At 56.4% G+C, this 24,229-nt stretch carries 21 protein-coding genes; 4 read left to right on the top strand and 17 right to left on the bottom strand.

The annotated features are described in order from the left end of the window. Nucleotides 1-532: 532 nt before the first annotated feature. From BLR64_RS28915 to BLR64_RS28905, 3 genes are all read left to right on the top strand, one after another. Nucleotides 533-1,381 (top strand): AraC family transcriptional regulator, encoded by an 849-nt coding sequence (locus BLR64_RS28915; protein ID WP_090720057.1) that lies wholly within the window; start codon nt 533-535, stop codon nt 1,379-1,381. Nucleotides 1,382-1,502: 121 nt separating this feature from the next. After that, the gene (locus BLR64_RS28910) at nt 1,503-2,492 is read left to right on the top strand and encodes an aldo/keto reductase (protein WP_090720055.1); all 990 of its coding nucleotides are present in this window, start codon (nt 1,503-1,505) and stop codon (nt 2,490-2,492) included. A 151-nt stretch (nt 2,493-2,643) separates the two neighbouring features. Then, entirely contained in the window at nt 2,644-3,552 is a 909-nt protein-coding gene (locus BLR64_RS28905) for an aldo/keto reductase (RefSeq protein WP_090720054.1), read from the top strand. A gap of 463 nt (nt 3,553-4,015) precedes the next feature. Here the strand turns inward: BLR64_RS28905 and BLR64_RS28900 are convergent, their stop codons facing one another. The 11 genes from BLR64_RS28900 to msrA form a co-directional block, all read right to left on the bottom strand. After that, the gene (locus tag BLR64_RS28900) at nt 4,016-4,306 is read right to left on the bottom strand and encodes a hypothetical protein (protein WP_090720052.1); all 291 of its coding nucleotides are present in this window, start codon (nt 4,304-4,306) and stop codon (nt 4,016-4,018) included. Nucleotides 4,307-4,395: 89 nt separating this feature from the next. After that, on the bottom strand, nt 4,396-5,127 hold the full coding sequence (locus tag BLR64_RS28895) for a ZIP family metal transporter (protein WP_090720051.1): 732 nt from the start codon (nt 5,125-5,127) through the stop codon (nt 4,396-4,398). Nucleotides 5,128-5,185: 58 nt separating this feature from the next. Further along, nucleotides 5,186-5,749, bottom strand: a complete 564-nt coding sequence (locus BLR64_RS28890) for a GNAT family N-acetyltransferase (RefSeq protein ID WP_090720049.1) — start codon at nt 5,747-5,749, stop codon at nt 5,186-5,188. 155 nt (nt 5,750-5,904) lie between these two features. Further along, nucleotides 5,905-7,224, bottom strand: a complete 1,320-nt coding sequence (locus tag BLR64_RS28885) for an amidohydrolase family protein (RefSeq protein ID WP_090720047.1) — start codon at nt 7,222-7,224, stop codon at nt 5,905-5,907. Nucleotides 7,225-7,242: 18 nt separating this feature from the next. Beyond that, nucleotides 7,243-8,517, bottom strand: coding sequence for a Zn-dependent hydrolase (locus BLR64_RS28880; RefSeq protein ID WP_244157875.1), 1,275 nt, complete (start codon nt 8,515-8,517; stop codon nt 7,243-7,245). Beyond that, nucleotides 8,514-9,791, bottom strand: a complete 1,278-nt coding sequence (hutI, locus tag BLR64_RS28875) for an imidazolonepropionase (RefSeq protein ID WP_090720046.1) — start codon at nt 9,789-9,791, stop codon at nt 8,514-8,516. Before hutI ends, BLR64_RS28880 begins: the two co-directional genes overlap by 4 nt. Then, nucleotides 9,778-11,469: a urocanate hydratase gene (hutU, locus tag BLR64_RS28870; protein WP_090720044.1), complete on the bottom strand. Its 1,692-nt coding sequence runs from the start codon at nt 11,467-11,469 to the stop codon at nt 9,778-9,780. The genes hutI and hutU overlap by 14 nt, the downstream gene beginning before the upstream one ends. A gap of 49 nt (nt 11,470-11,518) precedes the next feature. Beyond that, complete coding sequence (gene hutH / locus BLR64_RS28865) at nt 11,519-13,072, bottom strand: histidine ammonia-lyase (RefSeq protein WP_090720042.1); 1,554 nt, start codon at nt 13,070-13,072, stop codon at nt 11,519-11,521. 220 nt (nt 13,073-13,292) lie between these two features. Next, entirely contained in the window at nt 13,293-14,978 is a 1,686-nt protein-coding gene (locus BLR64_RS28860; RefSeq protein WP_090720040.1) for an ATP-binding protein, read from the bottom strand. A gap of 21 nt (nt 14,979-14,999) precedes the next feature. Beyond that, entirely contained in the window at nt 15,000-16,076 is a 1,077-nt protein-coding gene (locus BLR64_RS28855; protein ID WP_090720038.1) for a cobalamin-dependent protein, read from the bottom strand. Between the two features lie 221 nt (nt 16,077-16,297). Further along, entirely contained in the window at nt 16,298-17,293 is a 996-nt protein-coding gene (gene msrA, locus BLR64_RS28850; protein ID WP_090720036.1) for a peptide-methionine (S)-S-oxide reductase MsrA, read from the bottom strand. 144 nt (nt 17,294-17,437) lie between these two features. Here msrA and BLR64_RS28845 point away from each other — a divergent pair, with 144 nt between their 5' ends. After that, a complete protein-coding gene (locus BLR64_RS28845; RefSeq protein WP_090720034.1) occupies nt 17,438-18,700 on the top strand; it encodes an SDR family oxidoreductase in 1,263 nt (420 codons plus the stop codon). On the opposite strand, the gene BLR64_RS28840 is transcribed toward BLR64_RS28845, so the two are convergent. The 6 genes from BLR64_RS28840 to BLR64_RS28820 form a co-directional block, all read right to left on the bottom strand. Then, entirely contained in the window at nt 18,697-20,118 is a 1,422-nt protein-coding gene (locus BLR64_RS28840; RefSeq protein WP_090720032.1) for a M20 family metallopeptidase, read from the bottom strand. The genes BLR64_RS28845 and BLR64_RS28840 overlap by 4 nt on opposite strands. A 39-nt stretch (nt 20,119-20,157) precedes the next feature. Beyond that, nucleotides 20,158-21,393 (bottom strand): MFS transporter, encoded by a 1,236-nt coding sequence (locus tag BLR64_RS28835; RefSeq protein ID WP_090720059.1) that lies wholly within the window; start codon nt 21,391-21,393, stop codon nt 20,158-20,160. A gap of 171 nt (nt 21,394-21,564) precedes the next feature. Then, entirely contained in the window at nt 21,565-22,863 is a 1,299-nt protein-coding gene (locus tag BLR64_RS28830; RefSeq protein WP_090720030.1) for a helix-turn-helix domain-containing protein, read from the bottom strand. Between the two features lie 67 nt (nt 22,864-22,930). After that, on the bottom strand, nt 22,931-23,263 hold the full coding sequence (locus BLR64_RS28825) for a hypothetical protein (RefSeq protein WP_090720028.1): 333 nt from the start codon (nt 23,261-23,263) through the stop codon (nt 22,931-22,933). Then, entirely contained in the window at nt 23,250-23,426 is a 177-nt protein-coding gene (locus BLR64_RS30495; protein WP_157889913.1) for a hypothetical protein, read from the bottom strand. The genes BLR64_RS28825 and BLR64_RS30495 overlap by 14 nt, the downstream gene beginning before the upstream one ends. Further along, complete coding sequence (locus BLR64_RS28820) at nt 23,423-23,689, bottom strand: hypothetical protein (protein ID WP_090720026.1); 267 nt, start codon at nt 23,687-23,689, stop codon at nt 23,423-23,425. The genes BLR64_RS30495 and BLR64_RS28820 overlap by 4 nt, the downstream gene beginning before the upstream one ends. Between the last annotated feature and the right edge of the window lie 540 nt (nt 23,690-24,229).

Here is a 24,229-nt window from a genome sequence, read left to right as displayed (position 1 = left end):
CCTACTTGACGTCTGTGAGACCTCCCCGGGTAAGAGCGATAACTTTCCCCTCATCTATCTGCCACATTTACATCCTGGAATTCGGGCAGTATTGGACTTTGCTTTGTAGTGCAAGCTCGTCCGTCCCAGCATGCCTTCTATGTGATTTCTGTTCGTCAGACCGAGGGTTTGCCTCCGGCTTCCTTCAGATTCCGCCTCGCGGCGGACACCCTTGCCCTTGGCTAACAGTTCCTACTGCCAAGCCTGTAGCGGACTTTCACCGCCAAGTTATCGCCCATGCCGGGCGCACACCAAGCAGAAACGGATACCGTCCTAAATAGGACGGTATCCGTTTCTGCGAGAAAGATAAGGATAAAGGATAGCGTGAAATATATACTTTCTTATCTTTTGGAAAAAGTCTCCGCTCCGCTTCCGTCACCGGAAGGGCGCCGGGACTTTTTGCGTTGTCTTACGCCGCTGTAAAACTACTGTATAATGGTGACTATACACCCATAAATCCAAGACCATTTCATATAGGAAAAGAGGCTGAAGGATGGCCATATTTAAATATAATCCGCAGCGGCCGCTGCGCAGCAGCCCCGATCTGCATCTGCATTACTGGGGCTTCGAGCATTGTGCGCCCGGTCATACCGTCGGTCCCGGCGTGCGTGACCTTTACAAAATCCACTTTATTCATGCAGGCACCGGCAGGGTTGCCGTCGGTGAAGCCGAGCACAGGCTGCGGGCCGGACAGGCTTTTCTGACCTATCCCCATATCGTGACTTATTATGCAGCAGACAGCACGGAGCCGTGGACCTATTCATGGGTTGCTTTTACCGGAGAAGAGATTGAATCCCTGTTGTCCCGGACCGCGCTGTCGCCGGAGCAGCCCGTGTTTCCCATGGATCAGCAGCTGATGCCTGCCCTTTACGACCGGCTGACTGCAGCAGCGGATACGGCTGAGGGGCTCGACCTGCCGCTTAAGGCAATCATGTATGAGTTCTTTACGTTGCTGCTGCGTGCAGCCCCGGCGGCGAAGGACAATGTACGGCCTCCGCGTGCCAAAAGCTTCTATGTCGAGGAGTGTCTTCATTTCCTGCATGCCCACTACTGTGAAAATATCACCGTAGAGATGATGTCAGCCTCCCTGAAGCTGGACCGCAAATATTTGTCGGCCCTGTTCAAACGGACAGTCGGTCTGCCTCCGCAGCAGTATCTGCTGAATTTCCGCATCGCCAAAGCCTGCGAGCTGCTGGCGGAGAGCAGCTGCACCGTCGGTGAAATCGCCCGTTCGGTCGGCTACCAGGACCCGCTGCTCTTCTCGCGGATGTTCAAAAAGGTCAAAGGCTGCTCCCCCAAGGACTACCGCAGCCGCCATGCGAATAACGACATTGTGCTATAAACATCTTCCATGCTGACATACGCTTTTGCCCCGTGGTTCCGCTACAATAGAACATGTCAGTCAAGCCGTAAACGCTTCCGTTATGTGGAATGACACATCACAACTAATAGGAGGATCTCACATGTATATCGCCAGTCCTGAACGCTACGACAACATGAAATATAACCGCAGCGGCCGCAGCGGCCTGCTGCTGCCGGCAATTTCGCTCGGCCTGTGGCATAATTTTGGCGGCAACGACCTGTTCGAAAACGGACGGGCCATGGTCCGCCGGGCCTTTGACTTAGGCATCACCCATTTTGACCTTGCCAACAACTATGGACCGCCTCCCGGCTCCGCCGAAGAGAACTTCGGCCGGATGCTCCGCCAGGATCTCGCCGCTTACCGCGATGAGCTGATTATCTCCACCAAAGCCGGTTACTATATGTGGCCGGGTCCATACGGCGAATGGGGCTCCAAGAAGAATCTGGTGTCCAGCCTGGATCAGAGCCTGAAGCGGATGGGCCTGGATTATGTCGATATTTTCTACCATCACCGTCCGGACCCGAATACTCCGCTTGAGGAAACCATGGCTGCGCTCGATCTTATCGTCCGTCAGGGTAAAGCACTGTATGTCGGTATTTCCAACTACCGGCCGGCGGAAGCCCGCGAAGCGGCGCAGATTCTCCGCCGCCTGGGCACACCTTGCCTGATCCACCAGCCGAACTACTCGATGATGTCCCGCTGGATTGAGGATGAGCTGCAGGATGTGCTTGCTGAAGAAGGCATCGGCACCATCGCCTTCTCGCCGCTGTACAAAGGCATCCTGACCGACCGCTATCTGAACGGAATTGCAGCGGATTCCCGCGCAGCCGGACCAAGCGTCTTCCTCTCCGAGAAGGAAATTACCGAAGAGGTTATCGGCAAGGTTCGCAAGCTGAATGACATTGCAGCAGCCCGCGGACAAAAAATGTCGCAGCTCGCCCTCTCCTGGGTTCTGCGCGGCGGTAAAGTAACCTCTGCGCTGATCGGTGCAAGCAAAGTCAGCCAGATTGAGGACGCCGTAGCATCCCTGAACGCCCCCGAGCTCAGCACGGAGGAGCTGGAGCAGATCGAAGCCATTCTGCGCGGATAATTGCGGTGATCACCGCAGGGATGACTGCTGATACAACAATATAAAGACGGCAAATGAACCAGCACGGCCGGAAGGCGGGGCGGGGACATTTGCCGTCTTTTGCGTCAGCGATGATATAATAGATGCAAAACCGTACAGAAAGGAATACATCATGAACAAGAACCGGTTAGGGCAATCCGATCTATATGTAAGCGCTATGGGACTGGGCTGCATGTCTCTGGGAACAGAGGAGGGACCGGCTGTATCCATCATCCATGAGGCGCTGGATAAGGGGATTAACTTCCTTGATACAGCCGATCTGTATGATGCGGGCCGCAATGAGGAGATTGTAGGCAACGCCATACGCGGCCGCCGCAGTGACGTTGTTCTGGCAACTAAGGTCGGCAACCGCCGGATTCCCGGCCAGGAAGGCTGGTCGTGGGATGCGTCCAAAGCCTATATCAAATCCGCAGTACGTGACAGTCTGCGCAGACTGCAGACCGACTATATCGACCTCTATCAGCTCCATGGCGGAACGCTGGAAGACAATATCGACGAGACGATTGAAGCCTTTGAAGAGCTGAAGCAGGAAGGGCTGATCCGTTATTACGGCATCTCCTCCATCCGTCCCGCTGTAGTCCGCGAATATGTGAAACGCTCGGGTATTGTAAGTGTGATGAGCCAATACAGCATTCTTGACCGGCGTCCGGAGGAGTCGATTCTGCCGCTCCTTGAGCAGCATGGCATCAGCCTTATTGCCCGCGGCCCGCTGGCGCGCGGCATCCTGACCGATAACGGCCGCTCCAGGCTGGAGAAAGAGTATCTGGATTATTCTGTGCCGGAGCTGGCCTCGCTGCAGGACAGACTGACGCAGCAGGCTCCCGCTTCCCGGACCCTTACGCAGACCGCGCTGCACTACCCGCTGTCACAGCCGGCGGTTGCAGCTGTCATCCCGGGTGCAAGCAGCCTTGAGCAGCTGCGGCTGAACATTGCCGCAGCCGAAGCAGCGCCGCTCACCGCCGCGGAAGCGGACGCCGTCCGCCAGGCCAGCAAAGCTAGTGTCTATGCGGCCCACCGCTAGGCGAAGCGGAGCAAGCAAGCCGGGGCACCGGGCCGGCCCGGTGAACAAGCCTCATAACCGATAACAGCAAACAGGCTATCCCATAGACTGCATCATGCAGTGGGATAGCCTGTTTTGTGCTGGTATTCACTACGCTCTTACTCTTTTTTGCAGGCCTTCATCAACTGATAACCGCCGGGCCCATGCTCCAGCTAACGGACTGAGCTGCCGTTATCCAAGGCATAACCGGGCTGATCACAAGCTAACGGACACCAGCGCTCTTATGTGCAGACATTGACATGAAAATCGCCATCAAACCGGGAAATAAAGGCGCTACGGTCCGTTAGCCTGCAGAAGTATGCCCAAACGGTGAAATAGCGTCATCTCAGTCCGTTAGATTCGCCAAACGGCAATACCGGCTGTAGAGATGTCCTCTTTTTATGCTGAAGGCGGGTTAATCCGGTAACGTCTCTGAATCAGGCTATCATCTTTTCCGCAAACGGAGAATCCAGAAGACCAGTGACACCAGAAACACCAGTCCTGTAATCGCCCAGGTCAGCAAGAAAGCCATACCCAGCCCGATATTTGCATCGGCAGCCTCCCGGAGACTCTCCTGCACCAGCAGGATTGCAAGCGGAGCACCGCTCGCCAACAGCAGCACCAGTACACTATAGCGCGCAAATGAGGTGCGTTTGGGTAACGCGTAATACATACTGAGATATGAAAGAATCAATAGAACAAAAGATAACGAAGCCTGCTGTACAAGTCTGTCCATCCTGTCCACTCCCTATCTTAAGCCTTCGAATGCGTACAGTATATCGGCTCTGCAGGCCTGATGCAAATGCGGATGCCGGCCCTGCCGGGTCAGCCGAAAAATTGCGTAATATACACCATCGCCAGCAGCCCGAAAATAAAGGAATAAGTCGACGGCCGCTCATAGCCGTGCCCGTGGCTCTCCGGAATCAGTTCTTTGTAGACGATGAAGAGCATCGCTCCTGCGGCAAAAGCCAGACCGTAGCCTACTGCATGCTGCAGCGAGCTTGCTGTGAAATAACCGATAACCGCCGATACCATCTCCATAAGTCCGGTCAGCGTGGCAACTCCCAGCGCCTTCCAACGGGTAGACTTGGAGTTCATCATGAAGACAGCGAGAATCAGACCTTCCGGCATGTTCTGCGCCCCGATCGCGATTGCCACCATGGGACCGAGACTGGCCTCCTCGCTGGCATAGCTGAAGCCCGTGCTCAGGCCTTCGGGAATATTATGGATAAACAGTGCGATCATGACGAGCAGCGCCTTGGAATCCATATTGGCAAAGCCGGGTTTGTTTTCGACATCGATATGGGGAATATTATTTTCAATAAGGTCAAGCAGCAGCACACCGGTGATCAGCCCCAGCGTCAGGGCGGTAATCCCCGATTCTTCAATCGCCTGCGGCATCAGGCCGAAGGTCGAAGCAGATACCATAATCCCCGCGGTAAAAGCGACCAGAATATCCTTCCAGCGCTCGGACAATCTCCGCACGAACAGAATAGGTACCGCACCAAGCACCGTTGCCATTGCAGATAAAAAGCTGCCTAGCAGCGCAGTCTCCAAGTTTATTTCCTCCTTGTCAGGACAGAATTTCATAGACCCAATTTATGCGGCGGGCAGCTTAGTTTATGACCGGATCGGCAGGCTGGTGCCTATCCTGCTCCTGCCACTGCTCCCCTGAACCCAGCTCCAGTGTCATCAGGTCTTCATCCAGATACCGCCCGTCCAGCTTTACCGCATTGCGCTCCGTGCCGTAGCAGGTGAAGCCGAGTGCTCCGTACAGCCGCTTTGCCGGCTGGTTGTCCGAAAATACGGTCAGATTCACCGTCATAAGCCCGGGCATTTGCCCGGCACGCGTAATCAGCTCACTCATCAGGGAATGGCCAAGCTTCTGCCCGCGGGCCGCAGGAGTCACATACATGGCGAAGACACTGCCTTTATGGCGGAGCTTCTCCCTGCTCTCCCGGATAAAAGTAACCACGCCGGCCAGCTCACCCCGCCCGGTGAACCCGCCCAGGGTGAACTTGTCTTCCGCAGGCTCCAGCCTGCTGCTTGTAACCTCCAGCGGCATTTCCTTCTCTGCTTCATAGGTGCTGAGGAAGGCCTCCGGATGAAGCTGCAGCGCCTGCAGCCGCAGCCTGCGGTATTGCTCTGCATCGTCCGGATTTAGTAATCTTATGTACATGGCAGCTCCTTCTTCCGCCCGGGGCGGACAACTGATCTAGTTAGATTATAGCCGCAGACCGGAACTTTTGAAACGGAAAGGCAGGCAGGGCAGCGGCTCCGCCGGAGAGCCGCTGCCCTGTTAATGACAGGAGCTGCCCCTGCCCATTAACAAATTCATCCCCGTCCCCATTTTCCGAACAGCTCATCCACCCGTCTGCCTATAACAGCTTCCGGTACAGTCAGCAGCTTTCCGCCGCTTACCACAACCCTGCCGCCTACAACAACCGATGAAATTGCCCCCGGCTGCATGGCGTAGACCATGTTGGCGAACAGCTCCTGCCGCGGGGCAAGTGACAGGTCATGGACATCAAGCGCAACAAAATCCGCATACTGGCCGGTTTCCAGGGAACCGGCCGGCAGCCGCAGTATTTCACCGGCGCGTGAAGTACCCATCTCATAGACCTGACCGGCAGTAATGCAGGTACCGTCCAGGCGGCTGACCTTCTGAAGCAGCGAGCACATACGCATTTCCTCAAACACGCTGATCCGGTTGTTGCTGCAGCCGCCGTCTGTGCCGAGCGCAACCTTGACACCGGCCCTCAGCAGGTCGGGAATGCGGGTCACCCCGTCCGCCAGAAACATATTGCTGGACGGGCAGTAGGCCAAAGCTCCTTTTCTCCGGCCGATCAGCTCAATCTCCGAATCCTCCAGCCAGACCAGATGAACAGCGATTATTCTCTCATCCAGCACCCCCAGCGAATCCAGGTAATGCACCGGGCGAAGCCCGTAAGCCTGCAGCATCTCCTCAACCTCGAACATCTCCTCGGCAACGTGGATATGAAACGGCGTATCCAGCTCCTGCGCCAGCCGGTGTCCGGCCCGGATCATCTCCGGGGAAGCCGCATGCGGGCTGTGCGGAGCCGGATGAACCGTAACCAGCGGATTGCCCTGGTATTTCACAGCAAGCTGCCTCGTCCGTTCCACCGCTTCAGGAACCGTCTCACGGTAGGCCACCGGAGCGCCGGCCCAATCATACATCGTCCGTGCGAACACCAGGCGGATACCCAGATCCCTCGCTGCCCGGATGACGGCTTCATCATGCGCTGTACCTCCGCCGTGGACATAGAAGAAATCACAGACTGTGGTTACTCCATAGCGCAGCATTTCACCGAAGGCCAGCAGGGCGCCGGTATAAACCGCCTCCTCGTCCAGCAGCGGGGAATAGCGGTACAGCGCCTGATCCCGCCATTCCAGGAACGGCTTATCGATGGCAATCCCGCGCAGCAGGCTCTGGAAAGAGTGGTTGTGGGCGTTGATCGTGCCGGGAACAATCGCTTTTCCATCCCAGCGGATGTGCCGGATGTCCGGATACCGCTGCAGCAGCACCTCCCGGCTGCCTACCTCTGCTATCAGGCCATTCTCGACCAGCACAGCAAGTTCTGGCCGGAACTGGTTCTTCGTGTATACAGCATCTGCCGAATATAACGTCCGCAAGCGGCTCCCCCCTGCCTGTTATGGGCTCAATTCAACATCCAGCGCCAGAATGGACTGCAGCAGCACATTGCCGGCCTGTTCAATATCCTCTATCCGGCTTTCTTCTTCAGGACAGTGGCTTTTTCCGCCCAGACTGGGCACAAACAGCATGCCGGCGCTGGTCAGAGACGCCATGTGCGCGGCATCATGACCGGCCATGCTGCCCAGCGGATAGGTCTTAATGCCAAGCCTGCCGGCCTGGGCAGCAAGCAGCCGGATCAGCTGCGGGGCCATCGGCTGGGACGGCTGATCCAGGATAAGCCTTCGGGCCAGCGACAGCCCCCGGCGCTCTGCTATAGATGCGGCCTGCACAGCCCAGGCTTCCATGACCCAGCGCTTCTGCTCCTGCTGCGCTGCTCTGACTTCCAGATGAAAAACAGTCTGCCCCGGGATAATGTTGGCGGCATTCGGCTCATTGCTGATCCGGCCGACGGTACCCACTACATCATCAGCCGGATGCTCGCGGCAGAGCTGCTCAAAAGCCAGCATGATTTCGGACGCGCCCATCAGCGCATCCTTCCGGTCCTCCATCAGAGTGGTTCCCGCATGATTGGCTTCTCCCGAGACCGTTACCTCCTCCCGGTAAATACCGGTTATAGCGGTCACAATTCCGACCGGGACCCCCCGGGATAGCAGCCGTTTACCCTGCTCGATATGAACTTCAAGGAACGCTGCCAGCTCCTCCGGCGTGCGCCGGGCCCGTTCAAAGCGTCCGGGGTTCCCTCCGGCAAGCCGCAGCGCCTCAGTCAGCAGCTGCCCTTGCCCGTTGCGCACACCTGTGAGATCGTCCCGGCTGAGCTTGCCGGAAACTGCACGGCTGCCGAAGGTGGAGAGCCCGAAGGGATTCGGCTCTTCAGCGCTGAAGGACACCAGCTCCAGCGGATGCCGGGTAACGGCGTTGTGATCCGCCAGCACCTGCATCACCTCCAGCGCCAGCAGCACACCAAGCGCACCGTCATATTTGCCCCCGTTCGGTACAGTATCAATATGGGAGCCAAAAGCAATGACCGGAAGCGCATCCTCTGATCCGCTCCGCCGCCCCCAGATATTGGCCGCTTCATCCACCCTGACCTCCAGCTGCAGCCGGAACAGCTGATCCTCCAGCCATTCGCGGGCAGCGAGTTCAGCCGCGGTGAACGTCGTGCGGTCCAGGCCTCCGGTAGCTTCATTCAGCCCGAACCGGGCCAGCACTTCGATATTCTTTTGCAGCCTGACCGCATTGATCCGCAGTTCTTTCAACTGCATCCCGCTCATGCCGTCACCCTCTTTCCGTCATGGATAACAACCCTGCCTTTTTTCAGCACCGTATCCGTTAAATTCACCGCGTAGTGATATTGCAGGTATTGATAATTGGGCGCATCGAAAATGACCAGATCGGCCTGCTTGCCGGCCTCAATGCTGCCGATATCCGAAGCACGGCCAATCGCATGAGCCGCATTAAGGGTACAGGCCGTCAGCACCTCGGCCGGGGTCATTTTCATCGTTAAGCAGGCCAGATTCATTATAAAAGGCAGCGATTCCGTTGGCGAGGAGCCCGGATTGCGGTCCGTTGACAAGGCGACCGGCACACCGGCGTCAATCATCGAACGCGCATCGGCCGGCGGAGCCATCAGGAAAAAGGCGGTGCCCGGCAGCAGCACGGCGATTACTCCCTTCAGGGCCATCCGGCGGATGCCTTCGGCTGAAGCATGCAGCAGATGATCGGCGGAGACAGCACCCAGCTCGGCGGCCAGCTCCGCCCCTCCCCCGGATACAAGCTCGTCAGCGTGGAGCTTCGGCTTCAGCCCCCAGCGTTTGCCCGCCATCAGGATTTCACGGGACTGCTCCACGGTGAACACCCCTTTCTCGCAGAACACATCGCAGTATTCCGCCAGCCCTGCCCGGGCTACAGCCGGAATCATCTCCTCGATCACCGTCCGGACAAAAGCATCCGTATTGCCTTTATACTCCGGCGGAACCGCATGCGCTCCCATAAAGGTGGACACCAGCTCTACCGGGTGTACTGCATTCAGTCTGCGGGCCACTCTAAGCTGCTTGAGCTCATCGGCCAGCCGCAGCCCGTAGCCGCTTTTTGCCTCAACCGTCGTTACCCCGTGGGCCAGAAACCGGTCCAGCCGCCGCTCCGCTTCGGCCATCAGCTGCTCCTCAGAGGCTTCGCGGGTACGCTCCGTCGTAGAGAGGATTCCGCCTCCGGCCTGCAGGATATCCAGATATTTAGCCCCTTGAAGCCGGAGCGTGAGCTCGAATTCCCGTGAGCCGGCGAACACAAGATGGGTATGCGGATCAATGAGGCCCGGAGTCACCGTCTTCCCGGCAGCAGACAGCACCGTAACCGGCTTCCCTCCCGAGTGCTGCTCCACATACCGCCTGGCCTCCCCGCTGCTGCCCACGAAGACAAATTTTCCGTCCTCAATGACTATTCCCCCGTCCTCAATCAGACCGAGCTCTGCCATCTCCCTGCCAATCTTGGGCTTCATGCCTGCCCCGCCCAGCGTGGCAATCTGCGCTGCCCCATCAATGTGGATCATCCCGCTGCTCCTCTCCCGGCTCCAGCATGGGCATGCGGATGCCATGGGCTCTGGCGGTTTCGGCGGCCAGCGGATAGCCGGCATCCGCATGCCGGACCACGCCCATACCCGGATCTGCCGTCAGCACCCGCTCAAGCCGCGCCTCTGCCTCCTTTGTGCCGTCTGCGACAACCACCATCCCGGCATGCTGCGAATAGCCCATCCCCACTCCGCCCCCGTGATGGATCGACACCCAGCCGGCTCCTGCGGCCGTATTGACCAGCGCATTCAGCAGCGGCCAGTCGGAGACGGCATCGCTGCCGTCCAGCATGCGCTCCGTCTCCCGGTTAGGCGAGGCCACGGAGCCGGCGTCCAGATGATCCCGGCCGATGACCACCGGAGCGGACAGCTCCCCGGAAGCAACCATATCGTTGAGGATCTTGCCGAACGCGGCCCGCTCGCCGTAGCCGAGCCAGCAGATCCGGGCAGGCAGGCCCTGGAAGGCGATTTTTTGCCCGGCCAAAGTAATCCAGCGCTGAAGGCCTTCATTTCCGGGAAAAGCCCGGAGAATCGCAGCATCCGTTTTATAGATGTCCTCCGGATCACCCGACAAGGCTGCCCAACGGAACGGCCCCTTCCCTTCGCAGAACTGCGGACGGATATAGGCGGGAACAAATCCGGGAAAATCAAAAGCCCGGCTGACGCCCTGATCGTATGCCGCCTGCCGGATATTGTTGCCGTAGTCAAAGGTGACCGCCCCTTTGCCCTGCAGCTCAAGCATCGCCTCAACATGCCGGGCAATGCTGCTGCGGGCAAGGGCAATGTACGCCTGCGGGTCTCTGCCCCGCAGCTGCCTTGCGGTTTCGGCAGTGAAGCCGGCCGGCACATAGCCGTTCAGCGGATCATGCGCAGACGTCTGATCGGTCAGCACATGCGGCACAAAGCCGCCGGCCGCTATTTCCGGCAGCAGCTCCGCCGCATTGCCCAGCAGGCCGATGGAGAGCGGGCGGCCTGCGCTGCGGGCCGCCTCAGCCATGGCCAGCGCCTCCTCCAGCGTCTCTGCCACAGCATCACAGTACCCGGACTGAATCCGCTTCGCGATCCGTGTCCGGTCCACTTCGATGCCGATGAACACACCGCCGTTCATGGTCACGGCAAGCGGCTGGGCGCCGCCCATACCCCCGAGGCCGCTGCTAAGCGTGATCGTCCCCTTCAGGGTGCCGCCGAAATGCTGTCTAGCGCATTCGGCAAAGGTCTCATAGGTGCCCTGCACGATACCCTGTGTGCCGATATAGATCCAGCTGCCGGCGGTCATCTGCCCGTACATGATCAGGCCCTTGCGGTCCAGCTCATGAAAGCTCTCCCAGGTTGCCCAGGCCGGAACCAGGTTGGCATTCGCCAGCAGGACACGCGGGGCATCCGGATGGGTGCGGAATACCGCCACCGGCTTGCCGGACTGGATCAGCAGCGTCTCGTCGTTCTCCAGCGTCTTCAGCGACCGGACAATCGCGTCGTAAGCTTCCCAGCTGCGGGCTGCTTTACCGATGCCGCCATAGACAATCAGCTGCTGCGGATGCTCCGCCACGTCGGGGTCGAGATTGTTCATCAGCATCCGCAGTGCTGCTTCCTGCGTCCAGCCTTTGGTATTCAGCGTGCTTCCCCTGGGGGCACGGCAGATTCTCTCCTCGTTAGCGCTCATACGGCTGCTCTCCCTCCGTTCCTTATTCCTTTTGGGTGCTTCCCCGGATTCACTCCACACAGGAGTCAAAGGTCACCTTGGCAAACAGTCCGTCCAGCACACCGGGCTGCTTCATCCACTGCGCAACCGTAGCAAAATCGCCGGAAAGCACACGGTCCTCGTTCACCGGGGCCGCCAGCTCACGGCAGCGGTCATACAGCCACTTCGTTCCCCGTCCAAGCTGCTGCGGACCGCGGTAATCTAGGGCCTGAGCCGCGCACAGCAGCTCAATTGCCAGCACGGTATAGGCATTATCAACGATTTCGCTAGCTTTGCGGGCAGCGATGGTCCCCATACTGACATGGTCCTCCTGATTGCCCGAGGAAGGTATGGAATCCACACTGGCCGGATGGGCCAGAGCTTTGTTCTCCGACACAAGAGCAGCGGCAGTATACTGGGCAATCATGAAGCCGGACTGCAGTCCCCCGTTCCCGGTCAGGAACGGGGGCAGCCCTTCATTCAGCTGCGGATTAACCAGCCGCTCGATCCTCCGCTCGGCAATGCTGGCCAGCTCCGCCGCACAGACGGCCAAATGGTCCATCGGCAGCGCGACAGGCTGGCCGTGGAAATTCCCGCCGGAAATGACCCGCCCAAGTTCGGTAAAAATGAGCGGATTATCCGTGGCCGAATTCAGCTCGGTCGTCAGCCTCCCGGCAATATAGGCCAGCGCATCCCGGCTCGCCCCGTGCACCTGCGGCGCACAGCGCAGGGAATAGGCATCCTGTACCCGCTTCTCACCCTGATGGGTCATCAGGGTGCTCCCGGCGGTCAGGTGCCGGATGTTGCCGGCTGACTGCTGCTGCCCTTTATGCGGCCGGACAGCATGGGCCGCCGGATCAAAGGCGTCCCACACCGCCAGCAGCGCCTCACAGGTCAGCGCTGCCGTGCAGTCCGCCCAGTCGGCCAGGTTCATGGCATCCCAGCAGGCCAGTGCGCCGACCGCCGTCATGACCTGCGTCCCGTTAATCAGGGCCAGCCCCTCCTTGGCCTCGAGCACGATAGGCGCAAGCCCGGCCTGTGCCAGCGCCTCTGCCCCGGGCAGGCGTGTGCCCTGAACATACGCTTCGCCCTCGCCGATCAGAACCAGCGCCATATGAGATAGCGGGGCCAGGTCACCGCTGGCGCCAAGCGAGCCTTTTTCGGGAATGACCGGGATGACGCCCTGGTTCAGCATATCGGCCATCAGCCGGATAACCTCCGGGCGGATCCCGGAATAGCCGAGGGACAAGGCGTTAATCCGCAGCAGCAGGATGGCCCGGACCGTCTCCTCCGGAAGCGGCGCTCCGGTTCCGCAGCTGTGGCTGCGGATCAGATTAAGCTGCAGCAGCTGCGTATCCTCCGGGGAGATGTACGTGTCGCTGAACTTGCCGAAGCCTGTAGTCAGGCCGTACACCACTTTTTTTTCCAGCAGCAGCCTCTCCACATACCTTCGGGTCTGCTCCACCCTGCGGCAGCTCTCCTCTCCAAGCTCCACAGGATGGTGATAACGTGCTACCCTGACGACTTCCGCAAGGGTCAGCGAATGGCCCTGGACAACAACTGCGTTACTGTTTTTTTCCGGCACGGGCGTCACCTGCTTCTGCGTATTAGAAAAAGCCCATACCTAGCAAGAGGTACCGGCTTCCAGCTGATTCTGATCCTTGCAGTATGCGTTCTTCGATGCTCCTGGCCGTGAAAATGCCATATTATATCCTATTCCTCCGCTGCCCGGATATGATCGCCGCCAGCAAAAAGAGCAGAAGTTCCCGGTGACCGGTACCTTCTGCTCTCTGCAGCCGGATGCTCTACAGCAGCTTATCCAGCTCCGTGCAGGCTTCTGCATATGCAGGCGCAAGCTTCGGCAGCTGCCGTACAGCGAGCTCGAATTCCTCTGCTCCGGCATGGCGCTCCACCACTGCACACAGATGGGCGAAATACTGTACCCCGATGCTCAGGCTGCCTGATTTCAGGCTGTGGGCCGCTGCCGCCATTTCCGTCAGATTCTGCCTGGACGCAGCCTCCTCCAGGGCTGCCAGCCGCTGCGGAGTATCCTTCTTGAAAATCCCGATCAGCATACGCAGCAGCTCTGGCTCGTCTTCATCGTCCATCTCCCGGATGCCGGACAGGGTCTCCTCCTGCAGAACGGGAATATACGGCTTCGTGCTGTACCATTTAACCAGCAGCCTGCTCAGCGTCTGCAGATTCAGCGGCTTAACCGTCCAGTCGTCGAGACCTGCCTCAATAAATTGCGAGCGGCTCTCCTCGTCTTCATCCCCGGTCACGCCGATAATCGGAACCCGGGCCCTTGCCCCGGAAGCCTCCAGCCGGCGGATGGTGCGGACCGCCTCCTCACCGTTCATGACCGGAAGCCTGCTGTCCATCAGAATCAGCCCGTATTCCTGCCGCTGCCAGGCGTCCACTGCTTCTTTGCCGTTGCCGGCCAGGTGGACATCAGTCACCCCCAGCTTCTGCAGCTGCCGCAGCAGTACTGTGCTATTTAGCCCGTTATCCTCGGCGACCAGCACCGGCAGCACGCTGAATCCGCTCACCGGCAGGGCTGCCCCGTCAGCCGGATTCGGCTCCGGAAGGCCGGACGGCTTATCCAGCGGAAGCTCAAAACGGAAAACCGAGCCGGCTCCGGGCACACTCTCCGCCATAATGGTTCCGTTCATCAGCTCTACCATGGACTTGCAGATGGACAGACCGAGTCCCGTTCCCTCGGCAGACAGCTCCGTGTCCTGGCCTACCTGTGAATACGGCCGGAACAGGGAGCCCTGATCTTCAGGTGATATGCCCACCCCTTCGTCCTTTACCTCAAAGCACACCCGCTGGTATGCTGCTTTCTCAGAGACCAAACTCACTGTAACCTCTACTTTACCGTTCTGCGTAAACTTTACCGCATTGCCCAGCAGATTAATAAGCACCTGCAAAATTTTGGGTGAATCTCCTTCCAGCTGGTCCGCAACCCCGTCCAGGATTTGATAGGTTAAGGTATTTTCCCGCTTTGCCGCTGCAGGAGAGAGCAGCAGAAACGCATGCTCAACCAGCTTCCGTATGCTGAAGGATACTCTGCTTCTTTCCATTTTCCCGGCTTCAATTTTGGAGAAATCAAGCAGATTCCGGATCATCTGCAGCAGATACTGTGCCGATTCCCGGATTACCTGCAGATGAATCTGCTGTTCCTCCGTAACGTCCTCAGCCTCCAGCAGCTCGGTTATACCCAGAATTCCGTTCATCGGTGTACGGATTTCATGGCTGACCGTAGCCAGAAACAGGCTTTTTGCCCTGCTCGCTGCTTCCGCTTCCTCCTTGAGCGCTTTAAGCTCTGCATTATTTTTGGCCAGCAGCCGCTGCATCGTAATGAGTTCATTGTTCATGGCAGAAAACTCGGCCAAAGCCTGCTCTTCTCTATGCTTGCCTGCAATTAACTGTTCTGACAGATTTTCGATCGTTTCCCTTAGAACATTGATTTCCTGCTCACTGCCGGTCATTATAGTACCCCGCCTTCTGTATCAGTTCTTCTGGCTCCAGGTACCCGGAACAAGCTGTGCTGCGATTTCGAGCGCGCTCCCCGCATCGGGGGCGTAACCGTCTGCGCCGACCTTTTTCCACAAATCCCTGTCTATATTAAACGGCATACCGCCGACCATGATCTTCAGGCCGTCAAGCTCCGCATGACCGCGGATCACTTGAATCATCCGGACAACCTCAGATACATGAAAGGTCATCGTAACCGAAACAGCCAGCAAATCGGCAGGCTGCTCCTTCAAATAACGTATCAGGCTATCAGCAGGCATGTTGGAGCCCAGGTAGAAGGTATTCCAGCCCTTCATTTCAAAAAAGTCCGTCAGCATCCGCAGGCCGATTTCATGCAGCTCTTCACCTACACCGACTGCAACCAGCCTCTTGCGGCCGCTCTGCGCCTCGATCCAGCGGGGGTACAGCTGGGAGATAATGCTCTGGGTGCAGGCTGTGCAGTAATGCTCCTGGGCGACCGTGATTTGTCCCAGCTGCCACAGCCGCCCGATTTCGTACTGGCTCTGCTGGAAGATATGCAGGTAAATATCCTGGACCGGCATGCCGTCATCATACAGCTTCATTATAAATTCCGCAGCCTGGCGCCGTTCCCCGTCCAGCAGAAGCCCGAGGTATTGCTCCGCCTCCCGGAAATAGGGCTGATCCGGCTGCAGAAACGAAGGCACACTCTCTTCCCCGCGCATATGATACATACCCATATCCAGGTAGCTCAGGATCAGCTCTCTGTCTGGCGGCTCTACCTTGATGCTGATTGCATCCTTCATCAGCTCCAGATTGATCCGCAGATCCTCAGCCGTAATCTTATACTGCATGAGCAGTACTTTAAGCCAAATAATATAGTTAATGAACAAAAGCGGGCTTTCCAGCGACACGCTTTGTGCAAGATAACGAAGATGATATAGGGAATCCTGCCTGGTCCGGGCTATTCCGGAAGGACCAAAGCGCTGCCTTAATTCAGGCTGAAGTTCATATTGACGCAAGGTAACCTCTTCTGCAATCTGCTCGGCTATCATTTTAAGGCGCTCTCCTGCATTTTGCTGATTAGAATACATTGAGTCACTCCTTCAGTATGCGCATAAAAATAATGCTTATCTCCTATTATACCTTATTTGGCAAGTCTACCGGAACATCTGCAGGTTTTGTCATATTATAAGCACTGTCTGAGAATCTATTGAACGTTTGAGAGGATGCAAAAAGAAACCCGATCTCTTAGTAGAGATCAGGTTTCCTTGAAAACAGGCGAGAATGGTATCAGGCTGCTTCAGCCGGCAGATCATTTCCGGTCTTTATCCCCTGAAGCAAACAGCTCCAGATAACGCTCCAGCCCATGCGCCGCAAGCTCCTCCCTGGGGACAAAACGCAGCGCAGCTGAATTGACCCGGTAATGCAGCTTCCCGGGCTCCGGGCCGTCATACAGCAGCTGGCCGAGATAGGCTCCGCTTAACCTGCTCCGCAGCACAGTCCGCGCAGCCCCACCGCTTAAGTCAGCCTCACGGCGGATAAGCCCCGGCTCAAGCGGTGCGGCAAAGGACGGCCAGCCGGTTCCGGAATCGAATTTATCCAGCGAACTGAACAGCGGATCTCCATTCAGCACATCAATATAAATGCCTTCACGGTATTCATCCCAATAGGCGTTGTCATACGCAGGCTCTGTACCCTTGTTCCGGATAACCTCATATTGCAGGGCAGTCAGCCGGTCACGCAGCCGTTCCCGGTCTTCACCCCTCTGCCAGTGCCGCTCCAGGAAATCATCTCGGCCCGAGCTCTTGAGATACAGCTTATAATCCAGTGGATGTGTCTTATAGTAATCCTGATGCTCAGCTTCAGCCGGGTAGAACGGTGCCGCCTGAAGAATTTCCGTTACAACCGGTCCTTTGAACCGTTTTTCTGACTGAAGTGCGGCCTTGGAAGCCTCCGCCGCAGCCCGCTGCTCCTCACTGTGGACAAAGATAGCGGTCCTGTAGGAATGCCCGCGGTCCATGAACTGGCCGCCGCGGTCTGTCGGATCAATAAGCTGCCAATAAATATCCAGCAGACGCCGGTAAGGAAACCGCTCCGGATCAAAGGTAATCTGCACCGCCTCGATATGGCCTGTCGTCTCCGTCCCGACCTCGGCATAAGTCGGATTCCCGGTATGCCCGCCTGTATAACCCGACACCACCGAGATGATTCCCGGCAGCTCGTCAAACGGCTTGACCATACACCAGAAGCAGCCGCCGGCGAAGGTGGCACGCTCCAGCCGCTGCCCGGCCTGCTGTAATTCATTCATCCGGTCTGCCCCCCTGTTGTTCAGAATGGTTGTGTCATGACCCCATTATAGCTGAATCGCCTTTTAGCCCCAAATGATCAGTACCGCGCAATCCCTTGTATAATGAAGCAAGAAAACAGAAACGGAATGGAGCAGGGATAACAAATGAATTCTGCGGAACGTGCAGACAAAAAAATATCCCCAACTAGTGGGGAGTACAGTGCCGGCGCCGGACGCCGGCCTGTTATCGCTTTAGCCGGGGCGGAGAGATACACAGATCATAAGCTGCTGGCGTTGCTGACGGAGCATAGTGATCTAATTGTGCTGACAGAGAATGATGATGCGTATTCGGATCGCAACGAGGGCGAACATGGATACGGTACCGGGCACAGTGCCGGTGCGGGGTACAGCTCCGGCAAGAGCGGCCGGCGCACGAATAGAGAATGCAGCAGAGACGTGTGCCAAAACCAGACAGATTCGTGCCCGCATGTGCAGCGGCGCCCCTGCGACCTGTTCTCCTTGCCGTCTGCCGCTACAGCGCTGCAAGGTGCAGATTATGCCATCTACCAGGCTCATCCCGTTATGTCACAGGCCAGGCTGACCCAGGCAAGCATTGCTGATATGGCCGCCATACAGGCGGATATATTCGCCCGGGCAGCTTGTATAAACGGCATCCGGCATATTGTCTGTCTGAGCGGACCGGCCTCCCGGAATATCCTGCCCGGGCAACGCTTCCGTTATCTCCATGACAGTCTGGAGGCGGAACGAATTCTCCGCTCCTGCGGGTTGCCGGTTACGGTCCTGCGTAGCGGACAGCCGTCCAGCCAAACGGCCGGGCGTTCGGAGAACACCGCCATTCCGGTTCCGATAGAGCTGGCGGGCGCCGGGATGACGCTGCTTGCAGCGGTTGAAGCTGCCTCCCGGAATGACACGCATCCCGGCACCGGCGCACCGGTTCAGCCGCCGCCCCGCAAAAAAGCAAAGCCGGCCTCGGACGTCCGCTCGGTTCAGCGCGTAGTTCTGCCCGGAAATACGGATGCCGGCTGGGCCGCCCGCCACTACCTGGAATGGCTGGGCAGTATCCTGAAGCCGCTGATCCGGATTGATCATGACGGCGGCAGCAGATACCGCGTCTGTCTGCGGTCCAGCCGCTGCGCACTCCTTGAATTGAATTATCTGCCGGAGCAAAGCAGCGCAGCCGGCAGCATTTACCGGATTTCCGGCGGGGTCCTCACGAAGCAGGATGATTCTTATCAAAGCAGGCTTGAATTCCTGCAAATCCCCGGCAGCCGCGAATGCATCATTGCTATCCATGACTACCTGCCATCCCTGCCGTGGTTTCTCTATAAGCACACACAGGCAAGAGTTCACCTGCTTGTCATGACTGCGTTCCGCAGGCATTTACTTCGAATGAGTAAACGAACCTAAGACGTTTGCGGCGGCAGCCAGCCGTCCGGAATCAGCGACATATAGGACTGGCCCTGCAGCCGCTCCGCATGCTCGGCTTTGGCGGCAGCAATAATCTGCGGATCCTCCATGGCTGCTATAGCTGTGCCGGCGATAACTTTGGCTGCCTGAAGCATGCCTTTGTGGGCAATCGGCATTGTTCCCTGGGCTACAACCTGCCAGCTGTGCAGTGCAGTACCGAGTGCCCAACAGGTAGTCATACACTGGGCCGTCGGAACGATCCAGCTCACGTCAGCTACATCGGTAGATCCGGGCATCACCGGCTCAGCCGGGTTTAGCGGAACAATCACATCAGCGATAGCCTTGCTCCTAACCTTCAATGCAGTCTGCATATCCATCCCGTACAGCGCAGCCAGCAGATCCTCCTGTGACAGCGTGGCACGAATCTCCTCGGCATACTGCCAATCGGCATCATCATAGACGGGTACACCAATTGCACTCAGACTGGTATCCATAACCTCTGCCAATCTTCTGTTCGGTATCAGGTTCGCGGCTGCACCCTCGAATTCCGTCTCCATCCTGGTTCCGGTCATCAGTGCCGCCCCTGCCGCAACATCATGGACACGGCTGTACAGCTCAACCACCTGCTGCTGTCTGGGCGAACGGATCAGATAGGAAACTTCCGCATAAGCCTGGACTACATTGGCGGAAGAACCGCCTGTATTCGTCACCGCATAATGCACCCGGGCATCCTGCGGCATATGCTCTCTCAGATAATTGACGCCAACATTCATCAGCTCAACCGCATCAAGGGCACTGCGTCCGAGATGCGGCGCTGCTGCAGCATGTGCGCTTTTTCCGTAAAACTTAAATTTCACCGCGTAATTGGCAAGTGAGCTGAGATTTTGCACAACAGACGCTATGTAGGGATGCCAGCTTAATGCAATATCCACATCCTGAAACAGCCCGTCCCTGACCATATAGGCTTTGCCGGATCCGCTCTCCTCTGCCGGGCAGCCATAGTAGCGCACCGTACCCTGGAGCCCTGTACGCTCCATATACTCCTTGACCGCTACGGCAGCTGCCAGCGAGCCGGTCCCCAGCAGATTATGACCGCAGCCATGCCCATTTCCCCCGCTTTCAGCTTCCTCCGGCCGGGCAAGCCCCGGCAGCTGGCTTAATCCGGGCAGCGCGTCGAACTCCCCGAGGATAGCAACGACCGGATGGCCGTTTCCGTAGCTGCCGGTGAAGCCTGTCTGCAGCCCGGCCACTCCCCGCTCTACGCTAAAACCTTCCTCTTCCAGCACCCGGCAGATCAGCTCCGCCGACTGATGCTCCTGAAACGCTGTTTCCGCCTTTTCCCAGAGCGCATTGCTTAATGAGATGTATGCCTCGCGTTTTTGTTCAATAATAGCCGACAATTCAGAAGCTCTATTCATGGTAGTTCTCCTTTTCCCGTGTAATATGTGTACTGCTTATCAGCTTACTTTTGCCGGTACCAGCGGTTCGTCCATAACTGCCCCCTGCTTGTAATTCAGGCTGAGCAGCGCAGCAGCGCAGACAAGTGTGAAGCCGATCAGCATCCAGAAGGCAGCATCATAAGAACCCTTGAAGGCATCGACCATAAATCCGATGGCCGTTGGGGTAATAAATCCGGCCAGCTGGCCGCCCGTATTGACCATTCCCATTGCTGAGCCGGTTGAGGCCTGCGGGATTTTCTTGAGTACAATAGCCGGCAGCAGAATCAGCACGAACGCCATAAAAATACTCGTTACCGACTGATAGATGATCACGCCTGTCAGACTGGAGGCCGTAAACATCAGGTAGAGCATTAACCCGATAACAGCACAGGAGAGCGCTCCCGCCCACTTTTCTTTTCCTCCCGTCATTTTGTCAAGCAGATATCCCCCTCCAAAAAGCCCGGCAAACGATGCAACGCTAGGAATCATCTGGAGCAGACCCATGGATTTCATCGATAATCCGCGCACATCCGTCAGATAAGCAGGCATCCAGCTGGCCAGCCCCCAGTTCACTGCATAAATACTGAAATAGGCGGCGAGCAGGCACCACATCATCGGTGTACGGAACAGCTGCTGTAAGCCATAAGCCCTGGCTTTCCCTTCCGTAGCCTCAGGTACATTTACAGCCTGCTGCGGATTGTGAATAAACATCCAGTACAGTACAGCGATAAGAATCCCGGCGATTCCGATATACATAAACATATGGCGCCATCCGATTGAATCCAGCACATAGGCTGAAAATATCGGTGTAATAAAGGCCATCAGCCCTCCCGATGTCAGCAGAATGGACATAGCCCTTGCACGCTTCTCCTGCGGAAACACACCGGCAATGAGCTTTGAGGCTGCCGGCTGAAAGCCGCCCTCACCGATTCCGAACAGGAAGCGGATGACAAGAATAGAGCCCAGCGACCAGGCTGCACCGGTCATCGCCGTAAAAATGGACCACAATACAACTGAAATAATGAGAATCCGTCTTGAACCGAACCGGTCTGCAAGCCAGCCCCCCGGCATCTGCATAATGGCATAACCGGCAAAAAAGGAGCTGAGCACAATCCCCGTCGATGTCGCGCTCAGGCTTAAATCCTCCGTAATCGAAAGTACAGCATAATTCATTACATAACGGTCCAGATTTCCTAAAGACCATCCCAAAAAAAGCAATGCCAACATCCAGTTACTGCCCAGCACTTTACGCATACAGCCGCCCTCCCGCTCAATCTGTTCATTTAAGGAATATAAAAGGACAATTTCCTTATGTCCATAATATATAGCTTTCCGCAGTTTTTCAATCATTTTTTAGATAATATAACTCTATAGGTAAAGAAAACTGACATAAACCATCGCAAAAAAGGCATCCTCACAGGATGCCTACTTAAACCGGTATAATTTAGTCGGACGGCCACGCGCTCCGGGCGCTTCTTCACCGCTGGAGTCAGCCAGCCCTGCTTCAGAGAGCTCGGTCATAATCCGCCGGGCATTGCGTTCAGTCATTTGCAGCTGAACCGCCAGCTCCTTCGCAGTAAAGCTCTCCCAGCCCATCCGCCTGACCAGCGCCGTTACTTTATTGAACGTTTTGACACTGACGCCGCTGTTCTGCAGCCTGTCTGTAATCTCCCGGTCCATACTCCGGAACGAGTACGCGAGCTTGTCTTCCTGGCCCGCCGACTCCACAATAACACCGTCCTCCCGGATAATGACAATCCGCTTGTCCGCCTTTTCCTTGGACTGGAGAAGCGCACGCTGTGCATTCGTCTCCGCTGAGAACACGGTCTCACCATATCCGATGCCTACAGCTACCTTGGTGTCCGTTTTGGCTGCCAGATAATTAACTGTATCACTCAACAGCTTAAGCTCACGTTCGATGGCACCCCGGGTACTGAAAATAACATACTTCCCGCTCCCCTTTTCCATAAAGGAACCATCCAGCCTCTCACATAGCTGTATCAGCTCTTCTTTGAGCTTAAGCTCCAGATACTGCAGCTGGTAAGAGGTATTCAGCTTCCCGGCAATCCGGTCAAAGTGTTCAAGCTCTATGATCTCCACACCAATCTGCGTATCCTTGAAGTAGGAGGTTCTGACTTTTTCCGAGAAAAGCCGGAGCGACTGGATGATCTCCAGACTGCTAGGGGATACAGATAAGGCGCGGACCCCTCTTGCCTTCAGCTCTGCTGCCACACTTGGAAAACAGGTGACCGCTCCCTCCGTCCTGCCGTCCTGCCATAATTTCAGATGGAAGTGCAGCAGCTCTTCCGTATCTGCATCAAGCTCATAGGTTTGGCTGTGCAGCTCAAGTCCGCTCTGTTCGATCTGCCTCAGTGCATTTTCCACCAGCCCTTCATTCTCCGGCATATCGATGCTGATCCGCCGGACCGGCCGCCCCTGCGAATAAGTCAGATCCAGCAGACTTTTGTAAAACGCCGATTCCGTTATCCAGATATATTCAATGCGTTCTGCTGAACCCAGCTCAGCCAGTGCAAAGCTGTAAGGAATGTGGCCTGAGCACAGCCATGAATCTACTTCCCGGTCATGCTCCCGGATAATCCTCCCCGTCTCACGGGGCTCTGCATAGATAAATGATATGAATTCGATTTCCTGCGCGAACGTCTCAGCCAGCCTGGCAATCCGTTCGACGGAGCCCGCCGGCCCGATAATCCCTACTCGATACATTCTGCCGTTCCTCCAAGCGCTGTCATCATTCCTTTCATTTTACACCTTTTTCCGCAGATCTCATAACCTATTTATCCTGCTCGTTAATGTCCCACAGCTCCTTGTGCGTCAGCCCCGCAAACAGAAGCAGGATCAGCGTCAGAATCATCACCAGCTCTCTGATTGTATTGGATAGGCTGTCCACGTTATAACCAAAAACAATGTTCAGCCGCCCCCACAACAGGTTAAGACACAGCAGCGAAACCATAAAATACGTCATCCATACACTCCGGAGATACAGGTTATACGTCCGGTTTGGGCCTTTTCCGATAAAAAATTTACGGTATCTCAGCACATAAGCAGCAAACACAATAAAAACAGCTACTTCCAGAGTAATAAGAATCAAATCAACGATGGCCATGTAAATCATCTCCTCTCTTGCCCAGGCCGTTACGGTGCAGATCTAACAGGCTTTCAAGATCATTCATTTCATAGGCCTCCCTGATTCTGCCCAGATTCTCGATTTCCCGCTTTACAGAGCTGGGCTTGACTTCGTTTTTCTTAAAAATATCGAGGAGCTTCACTTGTTGACGACCTCCTCACCATTGGTTTTATCGGCTCTCGCGCGTTCCAGGGCCTCTCTTTCAATTAAAAGCTTGACCAGAGAACGGTTGTATTCATTCAGCTGCTTCTCGTTCTCCTCATCCCGTTTCTGGTAATTCTGAATGACCTTCTCTTTGCCTGCCATCTGCCGGATAGCCCAAATTAAAGCAATTGATAAAAGGACATTTAGCACGACTGAACCGTTATTGTTGGCAAACAGGCCAGTCAATGCAGTCAAATCCATCCATATCACCCCGTTTATTGTGGTCTGGTTTCGCTGGTTATCAGGGCTGTTTATAACCGGGTGAACCTGTCCATCCCAGGCTCCGCACATAACTAAAGCGCGGCTGCCGCAGGATCAACTGCTATACTCTATTCTTTCGGTGCTAGATTGGTTTGGGTAATCCAGTATCAATAAAATAAAGCCGGCTAGAGTAAAGGGCTGAATAAATTCAGCCCCTCCTCATCAAACCGTACGTGAGGTTTTCCCTCATACGGCTTTCCGATGTTCGTCATTCATGGGCATGCAGCATTCTGGCCTTGGCCCATGACCTAGTTTCCCCTGTCGAGTTCTTGAGTGTTTTCTTGCGTGTCGTTAGCCGCTTTGGGCATTCACGGACTCGTACCTCTTGGTGAAACATGAACAAAGCAGGGCTCCTTCCCTCCCTAAGGTTATGTTGTCCTTAGGTTCCTTGGTACTATGAGCCCCTCGGACTCCCTTCCCACAGACGATTCACTTCGTCTTCTGGACTTATAGAACGTCTCTTTACGGGTTTCTAAAAAA

This window comes from Paenibacillus typhae (genome assembly GCF_900099765.1).
In the GTDB taxonomy this organism is placed as follows: Bacteria; Bacillota; Bacilli; order Paenibacillales; family Paenibacillaceae; genus Paenibacillus_AQ; species Paenibacillus_AQ typhae.
The sequence above is the reverse complement of the archived record's forward strand: the minus strand, read 5'-3'. Positions and strand labels throughout refer to the sequence as shown.

Excerpts from the sequence above, each read along its gene's own strand:
- BLR64_RS28905 (WP_090720054.1), top strand. The coding sequence starts at position 2,644 with ATGAACAAGAACCGGTTAGGGCAATCCGATCTATATGTAAGCGCTATG.
- BLR64_RS28825 (WP_090720028.1), bottom strand. The coding sequence starts at position 23,263 with ATGGCCATCGTTGATTTGATTCTTATTACTCTGGAAGTAGCTGTTTTT.
- BLR64_RS28820 (WP_090720026.1), bottom strand. The coding sequence starts at position 23,689 with ATGGATTTGACTGCATTGACTGGCCTGTTTGCCAACAATAACGGTTCA.
- BLR64_RS28855 (WP_090720038.1), bottom strand. The coding sequence starts at position 16,076 with ATGTATTCTAATCAGCAAAATGCAGGAGAGCGCCTTAAAATGATAGCC.
- hutI (WP_090720046.1), bottom strand. The coding sequence starts at position 9,791 with ATGATCCACATTGATGGGGCAGCGCAGATTGCCACGCTGGGCGGGGCA.
- msrA (WP_090720036.1), bottom strand. The coding sequence starts at position 17,293 with ATGAATGAATTACAGCAGGCCGGGCAGCGGCTGGAGCGTGCCACCTTC.
- BLR64_RS28830 (WP_090720030.1), bottom strand. The coding sequence starts at position 22,863 with ATGTATCGAGTAGGGATTATCGGGCCGGCGGGCTCCGTCGAACGGATT.
- BLR64_RS28880 (WP_244157875.1), bottom strand. The coding sequence starts at position 8,517 with ATGAGCGGGATGCAGTTGAAAGAACTGCGGATCAATGCGGTCAGGCTG.
- BLR64_RS28860 (WP_090720040.1), bottom strand. The coding sequence starts at position 14,978 with ATGACCGGCAGTGAGCAGGAAATCAATGTTCTAAGGGAAACGATCGAA.
- hutU (WP_090720044.1), bottom strand. The coding sequence starts at position 11,469 with ATGAGCGCTAACGAGGAGAGAATCTGCCGTGCCCCCAGGGGAAGCACG.
- BLR64_RS28840 (WP_090720032.1), bottom strand. The coding sequence starts at position 20,118 with ATGAATAGAGCTTCTGAATTGTCGGCTATTATTGAACAAAAACGCGAG.
- BLR64_RS28900 (WP_090720052.1), bottom strand. The coding sequence starts at position 4,306 with ATGGACAGACTTGTACAGCAGGCTTCGTTATCTTTTGTTCTATTGATT.
- BLR64_RS28835 (WP_090720059.1), bottom strand. The coding sequence starts at position 21,393 with ATGCGTAAAGTGCTGGGCAGTAACTGGATGTTGGCATTGCTTTTTTTG.
- BLR64_RS28915 (WP_090720057.1), top strand. The coding sequence starts at position 533 with ATGGCCATATTTAAATATAATCCGCAGCGGCCGCTGCGCAGCAGCCCC.
- BLR64_RS28890 (WP_090720049.1), bottom strand. The coding sequence starts at position 5,749 with ATGTACATAAGATTACTAAATCCGGACGATGCAGAGCAATACCGCAGG.
- BLR64_RS28845 (WP_090720034.1), top strand. The coding sequence starts at position 17,438 with ATGAATTCTGCGGAACGTGCAGACAAAAAAATATCCCCAACTAGTGGG.
- BLR64_RS28910 (WP_090720055.1), top strand. The coding sequence starts at position 1,503 with ATGTATATCGCCAGTCCTGAACGCTACGACAACATGAAATATAACCGC.